The organism is Tundrisphaera macrotermitis, assembly GCF_051175315.1.
Lineage (GTDB): Bacteria > Planctomycetota > Planctomycetia > Isosphaerales > Isosphaeraceae > Tundrisphaera.
Genome location: NZ_CP195100.1, coordinates 422,257 through 442,693, shown reverse-complemented (window position 1 = coordinate 442,693; position 20,437 = coordinate 422,257). Strand labels below are relative to the sequence as shown.

The 20,437-nt window shown below is 66.2% G+C and carries 23 protein-coding genes and 1 tRNA gene; 12 read left to right on the top strand and 12 right to left on the bottom strand.

The annotated features are described in order from the left end of the window. Positions 1–33 precede the first annotated feature (33 nt). From TA3x_RS01900 to TA3x_RS01870, 7 genes are read right to left on the bottom strand one after another with little or no spacing between them, the layout of a single operon-like run. Positions 34–489 carry an HNH endonuclease gene (locus TA3x_RS01900; protein ID WP_435018406.1) on the bottom strand — a complete coding sequence of 152 codons (456 nt, stop codon included), beginning with the start codon at positions 487–489 and terminating at the stop codon, positions 34–36. After that, on the bottom strand, positions 456–914 hold the full coding sequence (locus TA3x_RS01895) for a hypothetical protein (RefSeq protein WP_435018405.1): 459 nt from the start codon (positions 912–914) through the stop codon (positions 456–458). Before TA3x_RS01895 ends, TA3x_RS01900 begins: the two co-directional genes overlap by 34 nt. Further along, positions 911–1,216, bottom strand: coding sequence for a hypothetical protein (locus TA3x_RS01890; RefSeq protein ID WP_435018404.1), 306 nt, complete (start codon positions 1,214–1,216; stop codon positions 911–913). The genes TA3x_RS01895 and TA3x_RS01890 overlap by 4 nt, the downstream gene beginning before the upstream one ends. A gap of 24 nt (positions 1,217–1,240) precedes the next feature. After that, on the bottom strand, positions 1,241–1,588 hold the full coding sequence (locus TA3x_RS01885; protein ID WP_435018403.1) for a hypothetical protein: 348 nt from the start codon (positions 1,586–1,588) through the stop codon (positions 1,241–1,243). Beyond that, a complete protein-coding gene (locus tag TA3x_RS01880; protein ID WP_435018402.1) occupies positions 1,585–2,052 on the bottom strand; it encodes a 3'-5' exoribonuclease domain-containing protein in 468 nt (155 codons plus the stop codon). Before TA3x_RS01880 ends, TA3x_RS01885 begins: the two co-directional genes overlap by 4 nt. Beyond that, positions 2,049–2,495 (bottom strand): hypothetical protein, encoded by a 447-nt coding sequence (locus TA3x_RS01875; protein ID WP_435018401.1) that lies wholly within the window; start codon positions 2,493–2,495, stop codon positions 2,049–2,051. The genes TA3x_RS01880 and TA3x_RS01875 overlap by 4 nt, the downstream gene beginning before the upstream one ends. 54 nt (positions 2,496–2,549) lie before the next feature. Continuing rightward, the gene (locus TA3x_RS01870; RefSeq protein WP_435022273.1) at positions 2,550–3,392 is read right to left on the bottom strand and encodes a helix-turn-helix domain-containing protein; all 843 of its coding nucleotides are present in this window, start codon (positions 3,390–3,392) and stop codon (positions 2,550–2,552) included. A gap of 200 nt (positions 3,393–3,592) precedes the next feature. Between TA3x_RS01870 and TA3x_RS01865 the strand changes: the two genes are divergently transcribed. The 9 genes from TA3x_RS01865 (at position 3,593) to TA3x_RS01825 (ending at position 10,399) form a co-directional block, all read left to right on the top strand. Next, positions 3,593–4,477, top strand: coding sequence for a hypothetical protein (locus TA3x_RS01865; protein WP_435018400.1), 885 nt, complete (start codon positions 3,593–3,595; stop codon positions 4,475–4,477). A 144-nt stretch (positions 4,478–4,621) separates the two neighbouring features. Beyond that, the gene (locus TA3x_RS01860) at positions 4,622–6,067 is read left to right on the top strand and encodes a type IV secretory system conjugative DNA transfer family protein (RefSeq protein ID WP_435018399.1); all 1,446 of its coding nucleotides are present in this window, start codon (positions 4,622–4,624) and stop codon (positions 6,065–6,067) included. A 17-nt stretch (positions 6,068–6,084) separates the two neighbouring features. Further along, positions 6,085–6,648 (top strand): hypothetical protein, encoded by a 564-nt coding sequence (locus TA3x_RS01855; RefSeq protein WP_435018398.1) that lies wholly within the window; start codon positions 6,085–6,087, stop codon positions 6,646–6,648. 44 nt (positions 6,649–6,692) lie between these two features. After that, entirely contained in the window at positions 6,693–7,193 is a 501-nt protein-coding gene (locus TA3x_RS01850; RefSeq protein ID WP_435018397.1) for a hypothetical protein, read from the top strand. A 312-nt stretch (positions 7,194–7,505) separates the two neighbouring features. Beyond that, positions 7,506–8,615 carry a hypothetical protein gene (locus TA3x_RS01845; RefSeq protein ID WP_435018396.1) on the top strand — a complete coding sequence of 370 codons (1,110 nt, stop codon included), beginning with the start codon at positions 7,506–7,508 and terminating at the stop codon, positions 8,613–8,615. After that, positions 8,612–8,809, top strand: a complete 198-nt coding sequence (locus TA3x_RS01840; RefSeq protein ID WP_435018395.1) for a hypothetical protein — start codon at positions 8,612–8,614, stop codon at positions 8,807–8,809. The genes TA3x_RS01845 and TA3x_RS01840 overlap by 4 nt, the downstream gene beginning before the upstream one ends. Before the next feature lie 19 nt (positions 8,810–8,828). Beyond that, positions 8,829–9,635 carry a hypothetical protein gene (locus TA3x_RS01835; protein ID WP_435018394.1) on the top strand — a complete coding sequence of 269 codons (807 nt, stop codon included), beginning with the start codon at positions 8,829–8,831 and terminating at the stop codon, positions 9,633–9,635. Positions 9,636–9,646: 11 nt separating this feature from the next. Then, positions 9,647–10,057, top strand: coding sequence for a pentapeptide repeat-containing protein (locus tag TA3x_RS01830; protein ID WP_435018393.1), 411 nt, complete (start codon positions 9,647–9,649; stop codon positions 10,055–10,057). Between the two features lie 36 nt (positions 10,058–10,093). After that, positions 10,094–10,399 (top strand): hypothetical protein, encoded by a 306-nt coding sequence (locus TA3x_RS01825; RefSeq protein ID WP_435018392.1) that lies wholly within the window; start codon positions 10,094–10,096, stop codon positions 10,397–10,399. On the opposite strand, the gene TA3x_RS01820 is transcribed toward TA3x_RS01825, so the two are convergent. The 3 genes from TA3x_RS01820 to hslV all read right to left on the bottom strand — a co-directional run bounded on the left by TA3x_RS01820 (position 10,396) and on the right by hslV (position 12,624). Next, the gene (locus tag TA3x_RS01820; RefSeq protein WP_435018391.1) at positions 10,396–11,724 is read right to left on the bottom strand and encodes a site-specific integrase; all 1,329 of its coding nucleotides are present in this window, start codon (positions 11,722–11,724) and stop codon (positions 10,396–10,398) included. The two genes, TA3x_RS01825 and TA3x_RS01820, sit on opposite strands and share 4 nt — an antisense overlap. Positions 11,725–11,830: 106 nt before the next feature. Then, positions 11,831–11,913 (bottom strand) — tRNA-Leu (locus tag TA3x_RS01815). 153 nt (positions 11,914–12,066) lie between these two features. After that, entirely contained in the window at positions 12,067–12,624 is a 558-nt protein-coding gene (gene hslV / locus TA3x_RS01810; protein ID WP_435018390.1) for an ATP-dependent protease subunit HslV, read from the bottom strand. A gap of 244 nt (positions 12,625–12,868) precedes the next feature. Here hslV and TA3x_RS01805 point away from each other — a divergent pair, with 244 nt between their 5' ends. Together TA3x_RS01805 and TA3x_RS01800 are read left to right on the top strand one after the other, a co-directional pair. Next, positions 12,869–14,311 (top strand): hypothetical protein, encoded by a 1,443-nt coding sequence (locus tag TA3x_RS01805; RefSeq protein WP_435018389.1) that lies wholly within the window; start codon positions 12,869–12,871, stop codon positions 14,309–14,311. Positions 14,312–14,503: 192 nt separating this feature from the next. Next, positions 14,504–15,934, top strand: a complete 1,431-nt coding sequence (locus tag TA3x_RS01800; RefSeq protein WP_435018388.1) for a hypothetical protein — start codon at positions 14,504–14,506, stop codon at positions 15,932–15,934. 728 nt (positions 15,935–16,662) lie between these two features. Here TA3x_RS01800 and TA3x_RS01795 read toward each other — a convergent pair. After that, positions 16,663–17,520 (bottom strand): hypothetical protein, encoded by an 858-nt coding sequence (locus TA3x_RS01795; protein ID WP_435018387.1) that lies wholly within the window; start codon positions 17,518–17,520, stop codon positions 16,663–16,665. Between the two features lie 447 nt (positions 17,521–17,967). Between TA3x_RS01795 and TA3x_RS01790 the strand changes: the two genes are divergently transcribed. Then, a complete protein-coding gene (locus TA3x_RS01790; RefSeq protein WP_435018386.1) occupies positions 17,968–18,417 on the top strand; it encodes a four-helix bundle copper-binding protein in 450 nt (149 codons plus the stop codon). Between the two features lie 21 nt (positions 18,418–18,438). Here TA3x_RS01790 and TA3x_RS01785 read toward each other — a convergent pair whose 3' ends face one another. After that, complete coding sequence (locus tag TA3x_RS01785; protein WP_435018385.1) at positions 18,439–20,358, bottom strand: ABC transporter ATP-binding protein; 1,920 nt, start codon at positions 20,356–20,358, stop codon at positions 18,439–18,441. Between the last annotated feature and the right edge of the window lie 79 nt (positions 20,359–20,437).

Below are 20,437 nucleotides of genomic sequence, written 5' to 3'. Positions count from 1 at the left end.
CAGGGGCGGCGAAAAGTCTTCCACCGGGGGATTTCACGGGGTTTTGGAGGCCCGCCACCAGGGGAGCTTGCGTCGCCAGTCCCTCGCTTTATTGCCCTTACCCCAATTGCACTGACGGCACGTCGGCTGACAGTTTGAAGGCTCCAAAGCGAGATCCGGCCGGGATCGGCGACTTTTGATGTGATCGACGACGATCACGATCCCGTCATGGGGCGTCAGGCCGCAGATGACGCACCTGGCGCCATGCTTCTCGAGCACGGCATAGCGAACGGCCGCCCACTCATAACTCTTCAGGAACGCGTCGCTCGCGATCCAGGCCGCCCGCTCCGGGGTCATGGCCTTGCGGGCTCTCCGGCTGGCACGCCATCTCCTGACCCGCCGCCTTGCCTCCACGAACAGGACGCGGATCAGGCTGAGGGCTGAGCACACGGCGAGGACGAAGGGCCAGCCCGAGATCATGGCCTTGGCATCGCCGGGGTCGGCATCCACCCCTTGGCACCCTCAACCCGGTCCCCCCAGCAGATGTTCCCTCCCAAATGGTCGGGGTAGAGGTCGCCCTGGAACCATCTGACTTGGAGAGCCACGGGGTCTTTGAAGTCGTTCTCCACGAGCACAAGGAATGGGCCGCTTTCGATTTTTGGCCCCGGTGCCGTATCCATCGGTTGCCATTCGCGTGCTTTGAGGCAGCCCAGAAGTTGGCGCAAGGCTGTCGCGGGGAATCCCGAGATCCTGGCCGCGTCGTAGTTTTTTAGGAGAGACTCGAGTTGGGCAATGGAGAAGTCGGCCGGACTCGTCACCACTATCCCCGGCACCTGATCAGGCAACAGTGTCTTGCCGAAGGTGCGGAAGTCCGCCTTGCCGCGCATCCCGTCCGACAGGGGGAGGCCGACGCAATCCAGGGGGCGGTCGGTCATGCCATTGCCTTGTGGGCAATCCAGCCAACCAGAATTAAATACGCCGATTTAACAATACCCCGGCAAATATCATTGAACATAACTTCGTCACTAAAATCCTCCCGGCGTTGCCAGCTTTTGGAGTACGCAATGATTGCCATCAGCCCCGTTGCATGGGCAACACTCACAGAAACCACGCCGAGCGGCACAACGAACCAAACCCATAAGACGCTTAGCACGTACGCTTGGAAGGCAATAACCGGAACTGTTAGCGCCAATCCTAGCAGCGCAATTTCCCAGCTCATTTTCTTTTTCTCGCTCATTTGACACTCTTGATGTGAAAATTATTACTTTCCGCGCCCAGCTAACTGCATCGCCGCCTCATAGCCTGCGTCCACGACACGCCGGTCGCGTTCCACCCATGCAATTCCCCTGACCTCTGCGAATCCGATGCGTCCAAGCATAAAATGAGCTTTCTCCGCGCCCTTCACCACGTCCGCCATGTACTTCCGGTTCATCTCCCTGGCGACATGGCTGCCCGATTCCGGCTCGATGGCCGCCAGCGAGGCAATGGCCTGCCGGATCAACTCAGGCTCGCCGTCGTTGTAGGCAAGCCCGCGCATAGCCTGCACGGAAGGCTCCTGCATGATCTCCGTCATGCGTTCGAGGGCTTTGGCGATTGCGGGGAGGGTCATAGCCTGGAGCCAAACTCGCTCAGGAATTCCCAAGCTTGCTTTGTCCACTTGGCATCCGCCAATACGTTGTGCTCGCCGTTACCTTGCTCAGGCAGCCTCGGATTGCCAAGGGTCATCGCCCATTGCTTCACATCCATGACGAACATGGGCCAGCCTTTCGGAAGCCATACCATCGGTCCATAGAGCTGACAAAGGGCAACCCAATCATAGGAGGCGTAGTACGCCCAGAACTCCGGGCTTTCTCCTGCAAACTCCACGATCTCTCGCGCGATGACCTCCCGTGGCTTTCTCGCCCCGGCCAGGTGCGGGATTACATTATGCCTGACCCAATCGCTTGCCTTCGAAAGGTCGCATTCCTCGCACTCTGCATAGTAGGTGCGCCCGTCTTCCGCCACCAGGCCGATGCTCATCAGATCGATGGCCTTGCCATCTTCGATAAATTCTGTGTCAAACCAGATTCTCATCGCTCATACCCCAGCTTCTGGGCCTTGCCCGCCAGCTTCAAGGCGAACCGGTCGGAACCCTCCCGCACCTCCGGCGTCGCCGGTGCCGCCCACCGCTTCACCCCTGGGCGGTACTGAAAGCCCATCTGGCCGAGTTCGGCCTTCTCCTCAGCCGAAGGCTTGCGGTCTTCCGCGAACCGGAAGATGCGTTCCTCGGGCGTCTGGTCGAGCTTGAAGCCCGCCTCCACGCCGCTGAAGACGTTTCGCGGCTCGTGGGGGCTCCGCAGGCGGGGAGCGGCGGGGCGGTGTGCGAGTCCGGGCTCGGGTGGAGCTTGGGCGGGCTCTGCTGGTGGGGCTTCTTGCGATGGGGCAGGGGTGGGCTCGGGGAGCTGGCTCGTGGCGGGCTCGGTGGAGGCGAGACCGGCGGGGGATTCGGGCTGGGATTTACGGGACTTGCGGGGCATGGGGACTCGCTGCGGATGGGTGAGGGTTACCCATAGCGCAGGATGGGGAGGCTGTCAATCTTCTGGTTTCCAGCCCCTGCCACCAAATAAATTATAAGGGTCGTCATCTTCTCGATCTAATTGAGGCTCCGCCGCCCTTGTTCTCGTTAAGGAAGCCATGTCAATTGTGGGATGGATATCATCCCGATTTGGAACTGAAAAACTCCATGTTTCCCAACCGTGTTTGGTCAGGAGGAACCGCATGTGGTTTTGCTCTTCCTTCATAATGATTAAATGCGGCTCCGAGTTAACCTTTGCACTGATACTTTCGACGGCGTATTTTGTCGTGAGGCTGTCGGATCCTGCAAGGCCTACTATGATTTCCGGCACGTCCACATTTTGCGGCACGGAAAAACCTTGAATTCCTAGAGTGCTCAGCTGTCCGGTGCAAAATGCGACTACCAATCGTTCAACATCCTCAATCTCATGGAAATCGAAATTCATAAGGATAGAGCTTTTTATTATGTCTTTCAACTCCACAATTCCTTTTAATTGCGCCTTCTCAATCAATGCATTGATTACATCTATATAAAACACAGTCTCGTCATAGCTCTCCAGGCTGCCCTCGAACAGTATTTTGACATTGCTAATGTTTGGCAGCGTGATCAGCTGGATGCCAGCTTCGTCTTTCTGCTTGAGTGATTCGTAATCTTCACCAAGGGCTCTTGCGATTCTGAGCAACGTGGATGGGTATACTTTCGAAGAAGCTTCTACACTACTAATGGTCCTGGTAGAACAATGTGCCCTGGCCGCCAGCTCCTCCCCAGACCATCCCTTACTCATCCTCTTTGCTTGGATGATATGCCCAAGCGGGGTAATAGTCCTATCAGTTTTCCTTCTGGGCTTTTGTTCAGGCATCGGCACCTCACGTCCTAAAGCGATGTGCTAGACAACTTGCTATCAACTTTCATCAACTTGCACTCAACTTAACTCGACCATCTCGGAGCTGGCTATCAAGATGGAACGCGTTCAATCACGGGCCGCGTCGGACCGACCTTCTCGGTTCACCGAATCCTGCGAAGGCGCCATTGTAAACGCTACCCTGGAGGAATCTACCCATGATTCTGCCCCCGACACCCTCCCCCGACACCAAGCCGCTGATTCGCGTGCCGATCGATTTGCTCGATTTCACCGAATCCCGCGAGGACGTTACCGCCCGCCGTTCGTTCCCCGCCCTCGTCTTGAGCATGCAGCTTGCGGGTGTCAATCTGGTGCCCGTCTTCTTCTCCAAGCTCAATCAGAACGGGCGCCGCAAACTCTATGATGGCAACGGGCGCGGCTACGCCGGGCTCGCGGCCGGCAACGTCAAGGAACTCGTCGGCATCGAAGTGGACGATGACCTCGATGAAATCGGTCTGATCGACTTCGGTGCCACTCACAACGGCGTCCGACGAACGATGACCCCGGAAGATTGGGGCATCAAGGCCGAGCGGCTGATGGAGTTGACCGGTTGCACTCAGGAGGATGCCGCTCTCCGGCTTCACATCTCCGCTGCCTCGATCTCGCGGGCGTTGACCAGCCTCCTGTTGCCGGAGAAGCATAAGGATAAGGGCAAGCTGCTTGCCAATTCAACCCGCGCGATGATTGCCGCGATCAAATCTTCCACGGTGCAAGATCGGGTGATGGAGTTCGCCTCCACGAAGGGGGCGGATGGGAGGTTGCCCAGCCGTGATGCCGTCGCCGCCCTGATCAAAAGGCTGAACTCGGAGGGCAAAGTCGGGCGAAAAGCCCGGCAGAAGGAGGAAGTCAAGATCCCCAAGGATTCGCCCATCGCCAGCCTGGCCATCTGGGCCGACATCGATCCGAAGGCGCTGGCCAAGGCGCTGAAAGACCTTGCCAAGGTCATCGACGAAAATGCGGCCAACGGCCTGGAGGTGGTGCTGGCCATGCTCCGGTCGAAGGATCGCCCCGGCGACGGCTCTACGTCGCCCGTCACCGCCTGACCACAGGCGGCATTCCAACCAGTTGACCAAGCGACTCGGCAGGCGCGCCCGCCTTCCATCGTGGAAGCTCGCGCCTCCCTTTCCGAGACATCCCCCGCCCAGCGGGGGCGGGGGAGCCTACGCCCACTATTCCAAGGGAAGTTCATGTTCAATCCACTGCGGATCTTCGCCGCGAAGCGGAGGAGTCAATATCTCACGGGAGTCGAATTCGCCGGCGAGAGTTGGGACTGGAAGCGGCTCGCGCAAGGCGTGATCGCGTTCGGCGGCATCGGCTCGGGGAAGTCGTTCTCCACGGAAGCCCTGATCGAAGCATGTATCCGAGCGGGCTGCCCCCTTCTCAGCACGGCGGTCAAGCCCGACGAATACGAGCGTTATGAGAAAATATGCAAGCGCATCGGTGCGATGGAGCGCCTAGTCAGGATCTGCCCCGGCTCGCCGCATCAAATCAATCTCCTGGAGGAATTGACCAAGGAGCCGCACGGTTCGGTGGCCCATGCGGCCAACTTCATCCTCAACCTAAGCGATATCGCCAAGCGGGCCAGCCCCGGAGGTGGCGCCAACGAATCCTTCTGGAGAAACATGGAAGAGTCCGCGGCCATGAAGGCCATCACGCTCTGCCGGATGTCGCTCAAGAATCCGCGCATCCCCGATGTGTGGGAAGTCATCAAGACCGGGCCGATGGATGCGGCCCACGCCCGGAAGCCTGAATTCACGTCGAAGGCGGACAGATACAGGAAGAGCGGCAAGCCGATCAGGCGCAATCTCTGCGCGGAACTGCTGCTCCATGCCGAGCGAATCCACACCCCAGACCAGGCGGATGACCTGGCGTCGATCGGCTCGTTTTTCCTGAACGAGCTGCCCGCCGTGGACAAGATCAGGGGTTCCGTCGTCGCCGCGCTGGGAGGGGTGCTGGACCGGTTCTGCGTCGAACCCTGGAAGTCGGCGCTCTCGCCCAAAGCGACGACGCTCACCCCGGAGATCATCGAGAAAAACCGCCTCGTCTGCGTCCTCGACTACCCGATCATGACCTATCACACGCCGGCTCGCCTGTTCCAGGCCGCTTGGCTGATGCTGACGCAGATGCACCTGATGCGGCGTCCCGCATCCACGGTCGATGTTCCGTTTATTTTGGCGAGGGACGAGGCTGCGTGGACGCTCTCGCCGGAGTGGGACTCGGCGGCCCACAACGTGTTACGCAGCCAAAAAGCCGTCTCAATTTCAATCGTGCAGTGCCTTAATACGCTCGAGGCCGCCTTAGGCGGAGGGCAGAAGGCGCATCACGAAGCCATGGCATTCGCCAGCAATCACATGGCGAAACTTTACTTTTCCAGCAATTCGGCGGACACGTCCAAGTGGGCAAGTTCGCTGATAGGCCAGCACAAGGAGCTCTCATTCAGCGGCGGGGGCGGAGGCCGGAGGTGCCAGCCATCCGGCGACCCCTGGGATGACTTCCTGGGCGTCTCCTCCGACACGCATTGGAGCACCAGCTGGCAGCCGCTGGTGCGCCCGGAGGCGTTCGCGCAACTGCCGGTCGGCGTCGGGATCCTGCTCAGGGATGGGGTCCATCGCGTCGTCGATTTCCGCAAGTGACCACCGAGGAATCAGCCATGCCCAGCGCATCGAATGGAAATGGGGCCGGGGACAACCTCCATGACCTCGCAAAGACGCTGAACCTTGCGAATGTCATTCTCGCCGTCCTGGCCGCCGGCCACTGCCTCCTCTTCCAGTCGCCCCTGTCGATGGGCGCCTGGTCGATCGGCATCGAATCGATCATCGCCGCCCTCTTCGTGTATCCGCTCTTCGTGAGCCTCAACCCGCCATTGAATGAGGCGGGCGCGTGGCTGGCGATGAGCCTCTGGAAGGCGTTGCTCTGCCTGCTCGTCCTACGCGGCCTGGTCAATCGGAGGCCGGGCAATCGGGAGCATCCCCGCGATGTCGGCGTGCCGATGTTCGGCCGCGTCGGAGGCATCGCCCTCCCGGCCGCATTGGCGTTCGGCGCCTGGCCGTATTGCCCCGGCGTCAGCTGGTTCATCGGCTGGGGATTCGTCGCCCATCAGGTGCATCTCACGATGATCAACGCCCGCTTCTCCCGCCAGGCCAAGCATGCTGCCGCATCGATGAAAGAGGCCGAACTGCTCCAGCAGCACATCCGGAGGGAGCTGGACCTTTGACGCGTGCCGACGGTTGAATCCCAACACCATGAGGAGAACGAACGATGCCGGCTTCATCCTCCAACCGTGACCTCCTGTCCCGAAAAACCCAGCCCCCGGCGCACCCGCCCCGCGCGGTGGGCGAGCATGCCGGGCCGCCCAACTTCATCGAGGGGGAGTACCGCGAGATTCATCCGATCGTCCCGGTGGCCGCGTCGCCGACGCAGCCCGCCGCCGAGCGGCGCGGCCCGACACTCCTGGATCGGGCCATCGACAGCCTCAAGGATCCGAAGCAATACGCCGTGCTCGGCGCGGAGTTTCGCCGCGGCTTGAAGGATCTACAGTCCGTGGTGCTGGGCGAAATCGGCGGCACGCATGACGAGCCCGGCACCATCGCCAACCCTACCCAGATCGAGGTCTACCAGGAGAAGACCATGGACTCGCCGGAGGCGACCGGTAGCGGCATGACGCCGCGTCCCGTCAAGAGCCCGCTAGATAAGCCACGGGAAGCCGCCCGCGAGGCCGGACAGGACAAGGGCAGGTTCCGATCCTACGAGATCGGCTGAGCTTTCCCCCGGGCCGGGTGCGCGTGCGCCCGGCCCTTCACCCCATGCCGAGGGCCTCTCCCATGACCGACAGAAACCTTCGCCACGAATTGGCAAGCCGGATCGCAACGAACTGCCTTTGCGCCTGCGTCATCAGCGCCATCTTTCACCTGCCATCCATCCGACCGGCCCTGATCCAGATCGGCTCCTGGATGCTCACCGTCCTCCGCTGATGCATCCGGGCGCGATGTAACCGACGGGCATGGATGCCCCACCTTCCGGACGCGTGGCGTACCGAACCCATCGAGATCAAAAAGGAAAGGAGCTGGAGCGATGATGTTCCGTATCGGAAACAAGCCCGAGGCCGCGCCCGCTGACCTGCTCGACCAGGCGTTGCCCGCGATCCCTGGCTCGGAGCCGAAGAGGGGGCGCGTCAGGGCATTCTTCAAGACCGCCGCCAGCCGCGCGGGCGGCAGCCTGTTCTGGCATCTGGTCTTCGGCGTGTTCATGAACTGGTCGGCGCTCCTATGGGGCATCGGAGCATTCGCGGCGGCAATCGCGGCGATGATCGGCTGGAAGGTGGCCGCGCCCGAAGCCGACAAGGACAAGGCCAAATCGCTGGTGGCGCAGGCCAAGGAAGCCGCCGCCAAAACCACGCCCATGCCCATCCCCCTGATCGGCGGGAAAACCCCGGAGCAGATCGCGCAGGAACGCGCCCAGAAGCTCGATGAATTGCGGGCGGAAGCCGACATCATCGGCGTCAAATATGAAAAGGACTGGACGCTGGAAAAGCTGAAAGTCCACGTCGCCAAGGCCAAGCAGGATGCCAAAGCCGCCGCCGAACGGGAGGAGGAGGCCAAGCGCGTGGCCGAAGCCCACAGGAGGGACGAAGAACGCAAGGAGAATGAGCGCAGGCGGATTGCCGCGCAGGAACTGGCCGACGCCCAGGAGCGGCAATCATTGATTAACCGCGCCACCAGGGTCAGCTTCGGCGTGGATGCGACGCTGCCGCTCAAGGAAATGCGCGAGCAGGTGAAGGCGGCGGAGGCAGATGCCGCCGGTGATGCCGAATACCAGTTGCGCCACCGCTTGTGGTTGGAAGCGATGGAGCGATACGAATCCGAACTCAAACACGGCAAGAATGCCGCATGCCCTGCCTGCGGGTGGCAATTCCATACAGGGAGGACGAAGGGGGAGTTCATCTGCCAGGGATGCGGCGAGGTCTGCTTCATCAAGATGGCCAAGGCCAGGTTCATCCCGCCCACTCCTCCGAAGGAGCCACAGCCGCCCAAGCCCAGCGTTTTCAGGCGCATGTTCGGCGGGTTTAAAACCGGCAACGGTCAACCACCGGAGGATAACACCCAGATCGAATCCTTGGGGAGCGGAGAGGAACAGGAGAAACATAAAGTAATTTACCCGGTCTTCGGAGACGGTTGCTCATGAACCACATCGCCCAGCAACTCGCCTGCGAGATTGCCGACGCCGCCGTCACCGAGCACGGACACAAGCTCGATAAGATGGCAAGGCTCAAGCTGTGGTCGCAATACCACGATGCGATCCTCACGGCGCTGACGCAGTACGAAGTAGTCATGACGGCGCGGCGGCTCCGCGTCAACACCATGATCTCGGAGAACTGAACCTACGGAGGCCCCACCGATGCCGCTCACCGACGACGACCAAAAGGCCCTCGACGCCGAACTCCAGCGGATCAAGACCGCCCGCTACGTCCGATCCGCCGAGCAGGTCGCGGGCTGGGACTACGAGCAATCCCCGGACGGCAGGGGATCCCACTTCCACGAACTCCACGAATCGGACCGCCAGGTCCTGGTCGAGGATTATGTCGACTGGGGCCGCTACATGGAACGCGGCCTGACGCCCGAGGAGCAGGGCCGGATCATGGCCGAGGCCGCGGCCGACCCGCTCCCCAGGATGCCGGAGATCGGGCCCCTCTTCACCAATGAGGAACTCCGGGAGCTCCACAAGGGCATCGAGGAGGACCGGTTCCCCGGCTTCCGCGATCGGATGATGATCAACCCGGCCGTCGAGGCGCAGTATCCCGAGCCCGCCTTCCGGGAGCGGTTCATCCGGGAGAGCTTCGACCGCGAGGCGGCCAAGGAGTTCGACGAGATCGCCGCGCGGCCCGGCGACCCGACCAGCAACCTCCTGGCCAACTACTCCATCCGCGCCGCCGAGGCCAAGATCGCCAACGACGATTTGCCCGAGCATCTGCGGATGCCCGACCCGGCCGAGATGAAGGAGACCCTGGCGGATATGCGGGAGGAGGAGGTGCTCCGTCGCGACGGCCAGCCCGGGCTCGACGCGCGTCGCGGGGTGGAGGCCGAACATGGGCCGGACGCCCGGGAAGCCTTCGTTCGCCCCGATCCGCTCGAAACCGCCCGCCAACGTGCGAGAGAAACGTCGAGGGAGACCGGCAGAGGCAAGGACGGCCCCGAGATCGGATGAAAGGAGCCAACATGCCGGATGAAAAACCGCCTCGCGTCGATTGGCGCGGGGCCGACCTGCGGGGCGTCGGCCTGGCCGGCGTCTCGCTGGAAGGGGCCGACCTTCGCGCGGCCGACCTGAGCAATGCCAACCTGAGCGGCTCCAACCTGCGCTACGCCGATCTACGCGGGGCCACGATCAAGGGGGCCAACTTCCAGAACTCTAACTGCTATGGCGCCCGGCTGCAGGGGGTCGAGGCGCAGGGGGCCGACTTCCGGGGCGCCAATCTCCAGCTGGCCAACCTCGGGGGCGCATACCTCGAGGGCGCGGTGATGCCGATGCCGTCCTCCCCCGGCGTCGACCCGTTGGAGCGTGCCAGGCAAAACGCGAGGGCCGCCTCGCGCGAGCCGGGCAGGGGGAAGGATGGGCCGGAGGTCGGGTGAGGAATGGGCCGGAACCACCAACCGGGAGGATGCACCATGGAGACGGGGGACGCGACGAGGCCCGAACTGCCGGGATCGCTGGAGCAGCGGCTGGGGCGGATCGAGACGCTGCTGGCCGCCCTGATCGATCGCGAGACGATCAAGGATTGGTACGACGTCGAGGAATTCGCCAGGCTCGTGGGGAAGGCCGAGTTCACCTGCCGGGAATGGTGCAGGCTCGGCCGGATCCGCGGCCAGAAACGCCAGTCCGGCCGCGGCGCGCACGCGGCGTGGGTGGTGGGCCACGCCGAATTGCTACGCTACCGCCGGGACGGCCTGCTGCCGCCCGGGCGGCACGCCTAGCCGAAGACGCCCCTGATCGCCTCGGACTGCACCGACGGATACAGGTGCATGTACCGCTTGTGGACCTCGGCGGTCAGGTGCCCGACCCATTCCTGGATCAGCCGCTGGTCGACCCCTCGCGACGCACATGCCGAGATGAAGGAGTGCCGGAGCGTGTGGAAGCCCCGCACCACCGACCAGGGCGAATCGGCCAGGGCCCGCTTGAAATGGTCCGTGGCCTCGTCCTTGGTCAGCGGGGTGACCCCCGCCCCCTCCCGGCCCCGGACCGACTTCATCCGCCCGCCCAGCGTCGTCGGCCTCGCGCCCTCGGGCAGGTGGCCGGTCGTCCGGCTCCGCTTCCTGCTCCGCGTGACTTCCCCGGACTGGCAGAAGAGCCAGGGGCCGCCGGGATGCGCGGCGATCCAGGCCTCGAGGATCGCGGCCAATGGGGTGGAAAGCGGCACGCGCCGGGTGGTCCGCTCGCTGTGCGACCGCTTCTTCTCGCGGATCGTGAGGCCCCCGCCTTCGAAATCGACGTCGGCCACCCGCATCCGGATCAGCTCCGACCGGCGGGCACCCGTGTAGGCGGCGGTCGCCAGCAGCGGGTGGATCCACGCGTGCCCCGCGCTGGCCTTCACGTGGGCCAGCATCTCCTCCACCTCCTCCACGCGTAGGTAGAGGGCGTCCCACAGCTCGGCCTGTGCCTCGGGGGCGAGCCCCTTGGCCTGGCGCTCGATCTCGGGCCGGGTCTGGAACGGGGGCTTGGCATCCCGCTTGGGGAACCGGAGCCCGCCGTTGGGGAATTTGCCCGCGACGAGCCCCATCCTCACGCCCCAGTTCCAGGCGGTGCGGAGCGAGACGATCTCCTTGCGGATCGTCGCGGGGGAGAGCTTGCCGCGGATGCCCTTCGCCTTCGCCCGCCGGTCGACGTAGGCCTGCAGGTCGGCCAGCGCGAGCTCGCCGATCGGGAACGCCTCCCCGAGCGCGGCGGCCAGGTGCCTGAAGTGGAGCCGGATGCCGTCGAGGGTCCGCTCCTCGAGCGTGCCGTTGCCGTGGGTCTCGAGGTAGCGGTCGCGGAGAGTGCCGAGGGTGGGCTTAGCGGCCGGGATGACCTCGCCGCCCCTGGTAAGATCGACCTTACCATCCTGCCGGACGAACTCGACGATGTCGACGCCGGGCGGGAGCTCGATCAGCCCCTGGCCGAGGCGCATGAGCAGGTAGTCGACCTGGTCGGCCTTGGACCTGGCCTCGGCCTCGGAGACGCGGCCGATGGTGAAGACGCGCTGCTTCCGCCGGAATTCGAAGAAGATCCGGAAGCTGCCGTTGCGATTCTGAAGCGCGGCCATGTGCCCTCCCGACGGGCCATGCCACCCCAATGCGACGAGGGTCGTCTTACCAGATTCTTACCAAGGCCTCTGGTAAGACGACCCTTCATTCGCCGCAAGTCTTTAGTACCGAAGGTCGGACTCGAACCGACACGGGTGTTAGCCCACCGGATTTTGAGTCCGGCGCGTCTGCCATTCCGCCACTTCGGCCTACGGTTCAGGAGACGGGAAAGAATGCCAGGGTTCGGGGCCTGGCATGAGATTCCCGGATACGATCGTGGGTCACGACCGTGCTTGCCCTTATAACAAACCCGATCGGGAAGGGCAACGCCTTCGATCAAATGGCGAGGCCGCGGCGGGGGGTCAGGCCCCGGGTGGCCCGAGGCTCGGGAGTTCCTCGACGGTCAGGTGGCCGTTGGTGTAGATGTCGATCCCCCCGGCGATGCCGAGGGCGGCCCGGACGATCTCCGGGGCGGAGAGTTCGGTGTGGGCGATCAGGGCGCGGGCGGCGGCCAGGGCATAGCCGCCTCCGGAGCCGGCGGCCATGACGCCGTCGGTCGGCTGGATCACGTCGCCCGATCCGCTGAGCAGCAGCGAATGGCGCGAGTCGGACGCGACCAGCATCGCCTCCAGGCGGCGGAGCAGGCGGTCGGTCCGCCAGAGCTTGGCCAGCTCGGTCGCGGCGCGGAGCAGGTTGTCCGGGTGGTCGCGGAGCTTGGCCTCGAACCGCTCCAGCAGGGCGAACCCGTCGGCGGCGCTGCCGGCGAAGCCGACCAGGACCCGGCCGTCGAGCAGCTTGCGGACCTTCACCGCGTCGGCCTTCATCACGGTGGTGCCCAGGGTGACCTGGCCGTCGCCGCCCACCGCGACCGTGCCTCCCCGGCGGACCGACAGGATCGTCGTCGCGTGCCAGTCCAACAATCCAGGCCTCCCGATCGAATGGCGTCCCGCGTCGCGAAACCGATAGAATATACGGGTTGCACGGCGGTTGCCAGGCGGGCCCGGAGAATCGGGCCCGGACGCCGGCCCCGCGGCTTGACCGGCCGGGGTTCGCGTTGAATCCTTCGGCATGCGGCATTACGGACAGAGCGGCGCGTGGATTCGAGCCGATCGCGAACGCCTCGGGCTGGGGCCGGACCGACCGGCCCCATCAGGGACTCCCCCCATGAGACGCCAGAAGAATCACCGATCGATCTCGGCCCTCGGCCTCGGGCTGGGGCTCGCCCTGGCCGGCGCGGATGCGGCCTGGGCCCAGAGCGGCTCGTCGCTGTCCAGCGGGAGCGGCTCGGGCACCGGCACCGGCTCGTCCGCCGGGAGCTTCGGCTCGACCGGCACCGGCCGCGAGGCGGGCGGACTCGGGTCGACCGGCTCCGGCATGGAAGGGTTGAACTCGGGCTTCATCCCCTACGCACCCCTGCCGCCCCAGGGGCTGACCCGGCCCATCGATCGACGGCCGTTCGAGTTCGGCGAGCGGGGTTCCCGGCCCAGCTCGGTCCCGCCCGAACTGCTGGCCGAGGCCCGCGACGTCGCCGACCCCGGCGAACGATCGCTGGCGCTGATCCGGATCGCCCAGGCGGCCATCTTCAGCAACCAGTTCCCCGAGGCCCGCAGCGCCCTGTTCGAGGCCGCGCCGGCCGCCCTCGCGGTGCAGTCGCGGCTGGTCCGGGAGCAGCGGACCGTGGCGGTGATCGAGGCGCTGATGTCGCTGGCCGAGGAGCGGATGCGCGACATCGCGACGCCGCCCGCCTCGGTCGATCCCATCCTCCCGCCCGATCCCGCCAAGGCCAACGACCCCTTGCCCCCGATGCCGTCGGCCCTGCCCGAGGACGATCGCCGGGCCTTCCGCGAGGCGGCCATCTCCGAGTGGGATGAGGCGGTCGCGATGGCCCTCCGGCTCGAAAACCCGACGGCCCGGTCCGAGACCCTGTTCCGGATCGCCGAGAGCCAGGCGTTCAGCAGCCAGAGGCTGATCACCGACCCGATCCGGCTGTCGGGCGGGCGGCCCGACCCCGGGCGGCTGAATTCCACCCTCCGCGAGTACACCGACCAGCTCCTGGCGCGGTCGGCCCGGACCGCGATGCGGATCGAGCGGCCGATCTGGCGCGACGCGGCTTCCTATACCGTCGTGGCCAACGCGGCGGCCTCCAGCCAGTTCCCCCGCGGGTTCGAGATCGCCCGGTCGATGGCCCAGCCCGAGGCCCGGACCAACGCCCTGATCCGCCTGGCCGAGGGGCAGGCCCTGAACAACCGGCCCGAGGAGGCCACCGCCGCCTACTCCGAGGCCGCGACCTCCGTGGCGATGATCCCCCAGGACGACACCCGCGAGACGCTGGTCGGCGTGCTGGTCGACAGCCTGATCTCCTACGGCCGCTTCGACGACGCCCGCGCCGCCGTGACGATCTATGCGGTCCCGGCCCGCAGGCTGACCGCCCTCTCGGCCATCGCCCAGTCCCAGGGGCGGCGCGGCCTGGCCGAATCGGCCCGGGCCTGGATCGCCCGCGAGGCCCCGCCCGAGTATCGCGCCCAGCTCTACCGCAAGGTCAGCGACGGCGTGCTCGCCTCGATCGAGCAGAATCGGAGCAAGGACCTGACGATCCAGGGCCAATAAGCCCGACGATCGGAGCCACGATCCCCGAAGGGCCACCCCGGCCCGATCGCCCCGGCGATCGCGGCCGGGGTGGCCCTTCGCGTCGGCCCGGGGGACCGGCCCGCGAAACCGTGCTTCCCGCAATCGGGGATGGGGGGTAAGATCCGCGGTCGAGGGATCGAATCGGGACCGTGCACGGGTGAGGAGTGCGGCATGCATTCGGGAAGCTACCTCCCCGGCGGGCTCCTCACGGCCGGCCCCGCGCTCCGGTCCCTGTCGAACCTCCGCGACGCCTCCGCCGTCGCCGACCTGTTCCTCGGGGTCTTCCGCCGCGACCTCCAGGCCTTCTACCCGCAGACCCAGGTCCAGCCCGAACGGGACGACGGGCCGACGGCCGACCTCGCCGGGGGGCCGAACTTCCGGCTGGAACGGGCCGAGGATGACGCCCTGACCGTCGACCTCTTCGGCATCCGGTATCGCCTCCGGCCGCGCGAGGGGTTACGGTTCACGGACCAGGACGAGCGGATGGTCGAGGCCGTGGGCGCCGTGCTCGGCCTCCGCTACCTGCACCTGTTCCAGATCACCCACTCGTCGCGGCTCGAACTCTACCGGGGCGGGTCCGAGGACCACTACATCGCCGCGTTCGTCGAGCCGTCCGCCTACCACCCCTCGGCCGTCCGGCCCAGCCGGATCGCGGCCACCATCCACACCTTGCGCACCACGGCCCTCTCCACCTACGAGAACCGCCGGGTCTCGACCGGGGTCCTCCTGCTCGGCCCGGGCGGCGACCCGTCCCGGCCCACCCCGCCCGATGCCCTGCCGTATGGCGTCGAGCTGACGTCGCTGAAGAGCGTCCACCGACTCTGCGACGGCAAGCGGACGCTGTTCCAGGTCGATTCCTTCGGCCGCCTTTCGCACGTCATCGACGTCCGGGCCCGCGCCCTGGAGATTGCGGCAGGAGACGGGGTCCAGACGCCCTGCGCCCGCGACTACACCTCGCACGCCCGCGTGACGGCGACCGGCGGGCACGTCTGCCTGGTGCTGAGCCCCAACCAGGAGATCAAGCTGTTCGCCGACGGTTCGCAGGCATTCGCCTTCTCGCACGGGCGATGGCGGATCCTCGACCCGGCGAGCAAGTTCCGGGTCTGGTCCGAGGCGATCTCCGACGCGAGGCTGGCCCGGGTCCTGTTCCAGACTGCCCTGGACCTGGCCGAATGCCGACAGGGCGGGCTGTTCGTCGTGGTGGAAGACCCGGCCAAGGTCGCCGGGCGCCTGGTCGCCCCCCATGACTTGCTTTCCTTCGACTCCCCCGACGGCCCGCCCGACGACCTGAACACGGGCGACCCCCTGGCCAAGCGCGCCCTCCATTACCTGGCCCGGGGGAGGCAGGTCACCGACCTGGAACCCCCGATCCTCGAAGCCCTCGCCGCGATCGACGGGGCCCTGGTGATCGACCAGAAGGGCCAGCTCCACGCCTTCGGGGCGATCCTCCGCCAGGACGCCTCCGCCGCCTCGGGCCCGGTCGCCGAGGGGGCCCGCACCACCGCCGCCATCATCGCCAGCCGGTTCGGCGCGGTCCTCAAGGTCAGCGAGGACGGGATCGTCTCCTGCTTCCTGGACGGCGTGCGGGTCTGGGATCTCTGAACGGAAAAGCGTCCGCCGGAAGGCGTTTCGCCGAACCTCGCGGCTCCTCGGTCGGGCATCATCGGGCCGTCGTTGGGTTCGTTTCGTCGTCGTCATGGGCCGCCCGGGATGCAACGGTTGGGTTCGTTTTGGGTGACCATTGGACCTCATGGAGCGGGTGGCCGACATCGCCCGAGTTGCCCGCCCCGGGTTCGTTTCGGATCTTCCGGCCGCGTGTCCTCCAACACGCCGGAGGGTACGTCCTCGATTCCTCATCGTGCCAGGCCCGGGCCCGGCGGTGGGTTCGTTTCGGATCCCCAGGATGGCCGAGCCGGGCTGGTCGGTGGGTTCGTTTCTCCCGGGCGGTGCCGCCGTCCCACGCCGGATGACTCGGCCTTGCGGCCGGTGGGCGGCGATGAGGTTCCGCGAATCGATGGCCCCTACCTGGAGGGGAGGACGTCGACGGGTGGCTCGATCGTCCACCGGCCTCGGGGCCGATCCGTCCGAAACCTCATCCCGTCAGCCGAGGTGGCCGGGGTCGCGAGAAAATCGACCCGCTCACTTTTCCGCCGATGCCGCCGAAACCCGAGGCAGGTCAGGCCGTTCCCGAAGCCATCCCTTCGGGCGGGGACAAGCCGGACGCATGCCCCCAGCCGGTCCAGCTTATTCGGCCGCGGGGCGGCCACGCAGGATCCTCAGGACGGCGGGGGCCTGCGACGGCAGGTCGAGCAGGGGGAACGCGTCCGGGTTCAGCCGACGGATGCCCCGCGCCGCCGGGAGCGGTAGCCGAGGACGCACACGGCACCGATCGCCGCGGAGACGATCGAGGCCGGCTCGGGGACGGCCGCGGCGGTGGTGAAGGTCAGTTCAGTGCGCAGGTCGTAGCTGATGAGCGAGGTGGCCCCGCCGAAGCCCGCGCCGGGGGTACTGATCCGCGAGCTGTAGACGATGGAGAGGTTGTACTGCGTCCCGGCGGCCAGGGTGTTGGCCCCGACCGATGCCGACGAGAGCGAGCTGGGACCGCTCATGTCATAGACCGGGACGCCGTCGGCAACCCGGGTGATTTTGAGGAATGTGCTCGCGTTGGTGGTCCCGGCGGGGGCCGTGAACGGGTTGAAGGTGAGGAGGATCGACCGGCTGGCGTCGACATTCTGGAGCGCCGCGTAGGTGTTGCCCGTGAAAAACGGCACGGTCGAGGTGTAGGAGTCCGACGCCGGGGTGCTGAGGGTCGCGGCCTGGCCGTTGAACGTCCCGCCGTTCAGGCGGTACGTGTAGGCGGTGCCATTCGGGATGACCCGGTCCAGCTCGGCCTTGGTGGCGTAGGCCGGCGTCCCGTAATAGGCCGAACCGGGCCCGGTCAGGTTGAGCGTGAAGGGGGAGTTCGGGCTCGACGAGGACACCAGCGCCCCGGTCAGGTCGCCGGGGTTGTTGAAGTCGACCGCGGCGGCCCCGTAATACCGAACGGGGGTCGTCGGCTGGGCGATGCTCGTCTGCCGGTAGTCGATGGTCTTGAACAGGTTGTAGACGGTGATGCTCGCCCGGGCGTTGGAGCCCAGGGACGCGGCCAAGGCGAAGGCCAGGCCCACCGCTCTCAGCCCCGGGCCCATGCGGGAATGATCCGATCTCAATTCGAGTCTCTCTCTCGATCGTGCTGGCCCCGACCGGTTCGCCGTACGAATGCGGCCGTCCGTCGCCGGTCCTTGATCTGGACATCTTGTAGTACACATACCTCCAAGCAAACAAGACAATTCCGTCCAGCAACGGGAGAGCCGAAAATGTTGCTTGAAGGGTCCGAAACGGCACATTCCCGGTTCGGGGCGGCCAAAGTGGGTTGATCGAGCGAGGCCCGCACCCCGGCCGCCAGGGCCATGACGACCCGAATCGGGTTCGCATCGGGCGGGGATCGTCGCCGAAGGCATCGAGGAGGGCGTGTCGCGGGAAGGGCGCGAACGTCGGGCCCGCGTTTTGCACGCCGAAGGATCGGGATCGGTCGCGGGCCGACCAGGATGATCTCCCATCCTCGCCCGCCGGCCACCCCACCGGGAGACGCCAACATGGATCGCCGCACGATGTTCGGGCTGATGGGCGCCGGGGCCGTCGGGATGGTTGCGATGCCGGGCGCGGGGGCCGTCGCCGCGGCGCCGGCCGCCGATGACATCCACGAGGAGTGCTTGAAGGCGTGTAGCGACTGCGCGAAGGCGTGCGAGATGGCCGTCAACCACTGCCTTAAGGAAGTGGGGATGGGCAAGAAGGAGCACGCCAAGCCGCTCCGCTACGTGATGGATTGCGCCGGGTTCTGCGCCCTGTCGGCCAAGAACATCGCGAGCCACAGCCCGATGATGGCGCTGTCGTGCGAGTCGTGCGGCGAGGCGTGCAAGGAGACGATGGAGCAGGTGGCCGCGTTCGACTCCCCCGAGATGAAGGCGGTGGCCGCCGAGTTGAAGCGGTGCGAGGCCAGCTGCCGGAAGATGGTGGCCGCGATGGGCCACAAGCATTCGCACTGACCTCGCGCCGAGAGTCCTGCGTCAGTCGGCCTCGATCCGCTGGAGTTCGGTCATGTCGCGGTAGAGGCCGTCGCGGGCGAGGAGTTCGGCGTGGGTGCCGATCTCCACGATCGCCCCGTCGTCGACCACCGCGATCCGGTCCGCGGACCGGATCGTGCTGAGCCGGTGGGCGATCACGAACGAGGTCCGGCCACGCATCAGGGTCTCCAGGGCGCGGCGGATCAGGGACTCGCTCTCGCTGTCGAGGTTGCTGGTCGCCTCGTCGAGGATGAAGATCTTGGGGTCGGCCAACACCGCGCGGGCGATCGCCAGGCGCTGCCTCTGCCCGCCGCTGAGGCGGACCCCGCGCTCGCCGATCAGGGTGTCATAACCGTCCGGGAACGACTCGATGAAGCGGTCGGCGTTGGCCACTCGCGCCGCGTGGACGACCTGATCGCGGGTCGGGGACTTGGCCGCGTAGGCGATGTTGTCGGCGATCGTCCCGTCGAACAGGAAGACGTCCTGTTCGACGATCCCCAGCAGGCGGCGGTAGCTCTCCACCTCGATGTCGCGGAGGTCGATGCCGTCCAGGCGGATCGACCCCGAGGACGGGTCGTGGAACCGGGCGATCAGGTTGCACAGGGTCGTCTTGCCGGCGCCGCTGCGGCCGACGAAGGCGATCACCTCGCCCGGGGCCACGTCGAGGCTCACGTCCCGGATCACCGTCTCATCGTTCCCCGGATAGGTGAACGAAACCTGGTCCAGGGTGATCCGGCCGGCGACATCCTCCTTGGCGATGGCGATCGCCCCGGGACGCGAGGCCATCTCGCGGGGCTCATCCAGGAGGTCGAGCACGCGGTCGAAGCCGGACAGGTTGTTCTGCAACTGGGTGGCGCTGGTGGCCAGCACTGCCAGGGGCTCCAGCAGCATCGCCAGGTAGACCAGGAACATCATGAGGTCGCCCAAAGAGAGCCGCCCGTCCAGCACGCTGAGGCCGCCGAACAGGAGCAGGGCGGCCGAAGCGGCGGGGAGGAACAGGTCCCAGATCACCTCGACGATCCGCGACCACCACCAGGCGTAGACCTCCTGGCGGGCCATGAAGTGGTTCTCGCCCACGAACCGGGCCGTCTCGCGCTTCTGGCGGCCGAAGGCCCGGACGACCCGCACCCCGCCGAACGACTCGGCGGCGCGGGCGTCGATCTCCTGCCTCTGCTTGCGGACGTCGCGATAGATCGGCCGAAGCCTCTTGTTCCACATCCGGTCGGACAGCACGGCCCCGGGCGCGATCACGAGGGCCACCAACAGGAACCGCCAGTCCACCCAGGCCAGGATCAGCAGCCCGCCCGCCAGCTGGACGATCGCCCGCCAGGGGTTGTAGAGCATGCTGAAGATCAGCTCGCCGATCCCCCCCGCATCCTCGCGCAGGAGGCTGGCGGCGCCCCCGGCCTTCAACTCATAGACGCGGTGGAGCGGCAGGCGGCTGGCGTGTTCGAAGACCCGCCGGCGCACCGCCACCTGGACCCTCTTGTTGGCGCGGGTGGCCAGCCATCGGCTCCAGAGGCCGAGCACCGTCCCGACCACCGCGACGGTCATGACCACCCCGACCAGGGCCACCAGCCGCCCCCGGGGCGAGGCGGGCAGGGGGAGCCAAGCCGGCAGTCCCTCCGGGATCGCGCGGCCGAGCAGGACGTGGTCGATGACCAGTTTGGTCGCGGCCGGCGGCACCAGCCGGAGGGCCGTCGAGGCCGAGACCAGGGCCAGCCCGATCGCGATCGCCAGCCGTTGCCCTTCCAGCAGCCCAACCAGAGCCCCGTAGAGTCGGAACAACGACCGGTGCCGCGGCCCCTTCCGGCCGGCATCCGCCGGGCCCGAGCCCGGCGCGGCGGGCCGGTCGCCCCGCCCCCGCGCCGATCGATAGGCCTCGAAACGCGTCCGGCTCGATCTTGCTGACTGATTCGCCAAAGTTCGCCGACTCCTCTCCGCTGGCCCGGCCGGGCATCGGCCGGCCGAAGAATGCCCGCAGGTATCATAGGCGGCCCGC

Bases quoted from the DNA above. Each gene is read 5' to 3' on its own strand.
- TA3x_RS01895 (WP_435018405.1), bottom strand. From the start codon at position 914: ATGACCGACCGCCCCCTGGATTGCGTCGGCCTCCCCCTGTCGGACGGG.
- TA3x_RS01890 (WP_435018404.1), bottom strand. From the start codon at position 1,216: ATGAGCGAGAAAAAGAAAATGAGCTGGGAAATTGCGCTGCTAGGATTG.
- TA3x_RS01885 (WP_435018403.1), bottom strand. From the start codon at position 1,588: ATGACCCTCCCCGCAATCGCCAAAGCCCTCGAACGCATGACGGAGATC.
- TA3x_RS01880 (WP_435018402.1), bottom strand. From the start codon at position 2,052: ATGAGAATCTGGTTTGACACAGAATTTATCGAAGATGGCAAGGCCATC.
- TA3x_RS01875 (WP_435018401.1), bottom strand. From the start codon at position 2,495: ATGCCCCGCAAGTCCCGTAAATCCCAGCCCGAATCCCCCGCCGGTCTC.
- TA3x_RS01870 (WP_435022273.1), bottom strand. From the start codon at position 3,392: ATGCCTGAACAAAAGCCCAGAAGGAAAACTGATAGGACTATTACCCCG.
- TA3x_RS01865 (WP_435018400.1), top strand. From the start codon at position 3,593: ATGATTCTGCCCCCGACACCCTCCCCCGACACCAAGCCGCTGATTCGC.
- TA3x_RS01860 (WP_435018399.1), top strand. From the start codon at position 4,622: ATGTTCAATCCACTGCGGATCTTCGCCGCGAAGCGGAGGAGTCAATAT.
- TA3x_RS01855 (WP_435018398.1), top strand. From the start codon at position 6,085: ATGCCCAGCGCATCGAATGGAAATGGGGCCGGGGACAACCTCCATGAC.
- TA3x_RS01850 (WP_435018397.1), top strand. From the start codon at position 6,693: ATGCCGGCTTCATCCTCCAACCGTGACCTCCTGTCCCGAAAAACCCAG.
- TA3x_RS01845 (WP_435018396.1), top strand. From the start codon at position 7,506: ATGATGTTCCGTATCGGAAACAAGCCCGAGGCCGCGCCCGCTGACCTG.
- TA3x_RS01840 (WP_435018395.1), top strand. From the start codon at position 8,612: ATGAACCACATCGCCCAGCAACTCGCCTGCGAGATTGCCGACGCCGCC.
- TA3x_RS01835 (WP_435018394.1), top strand. From the start codon at position 8,829: ATGCCGCTCACCGACGACGACCAAAAGGCCCTCGACGCCGAACTCCAG.
- TA3x_RS01830 (WP_435018393.1), top strand. From the start codon at position 9,647: ATGCCGGATGAAAAACCGCCTCGCGTCGATTGGCGCGGGGCCGACCTG.
- TA3x_RS01825 (WP_435018392.1), top strand. From the start codon at position 10,094: ATGGAGACGGGGGACGCGACGAGGCCCGAACTGCCGGGATCGCTGGAG.
- TA3x_RS01820 (WP_435018391.1), bottom strand. From the start codon at position 11,724: ATGGCCGCGCTTCAGAATCGCAACGGCAGCTTCCGGATCTTCTTCGAA.
- TA3x_RS01805 (WP_435018389.1), top strand. From the start codon at position 12,869: ATGAGACGCCAGAAGAATCACCGATCGATCTCGGCCCTCGGCCTCGGG.
- TA3x_RS01800 (WP_435018388.1), top strand. From the start codon at position 14,504: ATGCATTCGGGAAGCTACCTCCCCGGCGGGCTCCTCACGGCCGGCCCC.
- TA3x_RS01795 (WP_435018387.1), bottom strand. From the start codon at position 17,520: ATGGGCCCGGGGCTGAGAGCGGTGGGCCTGGCCTTCGCCTTGGCCGCG.
- TA3x_RS01790 (WP_435018386.1), top strand. From the start codon at position 17,968: ATGGATCGCCGCACGATGTTCGGGCTGATGGGCGCCGGGGCCGTCGGG.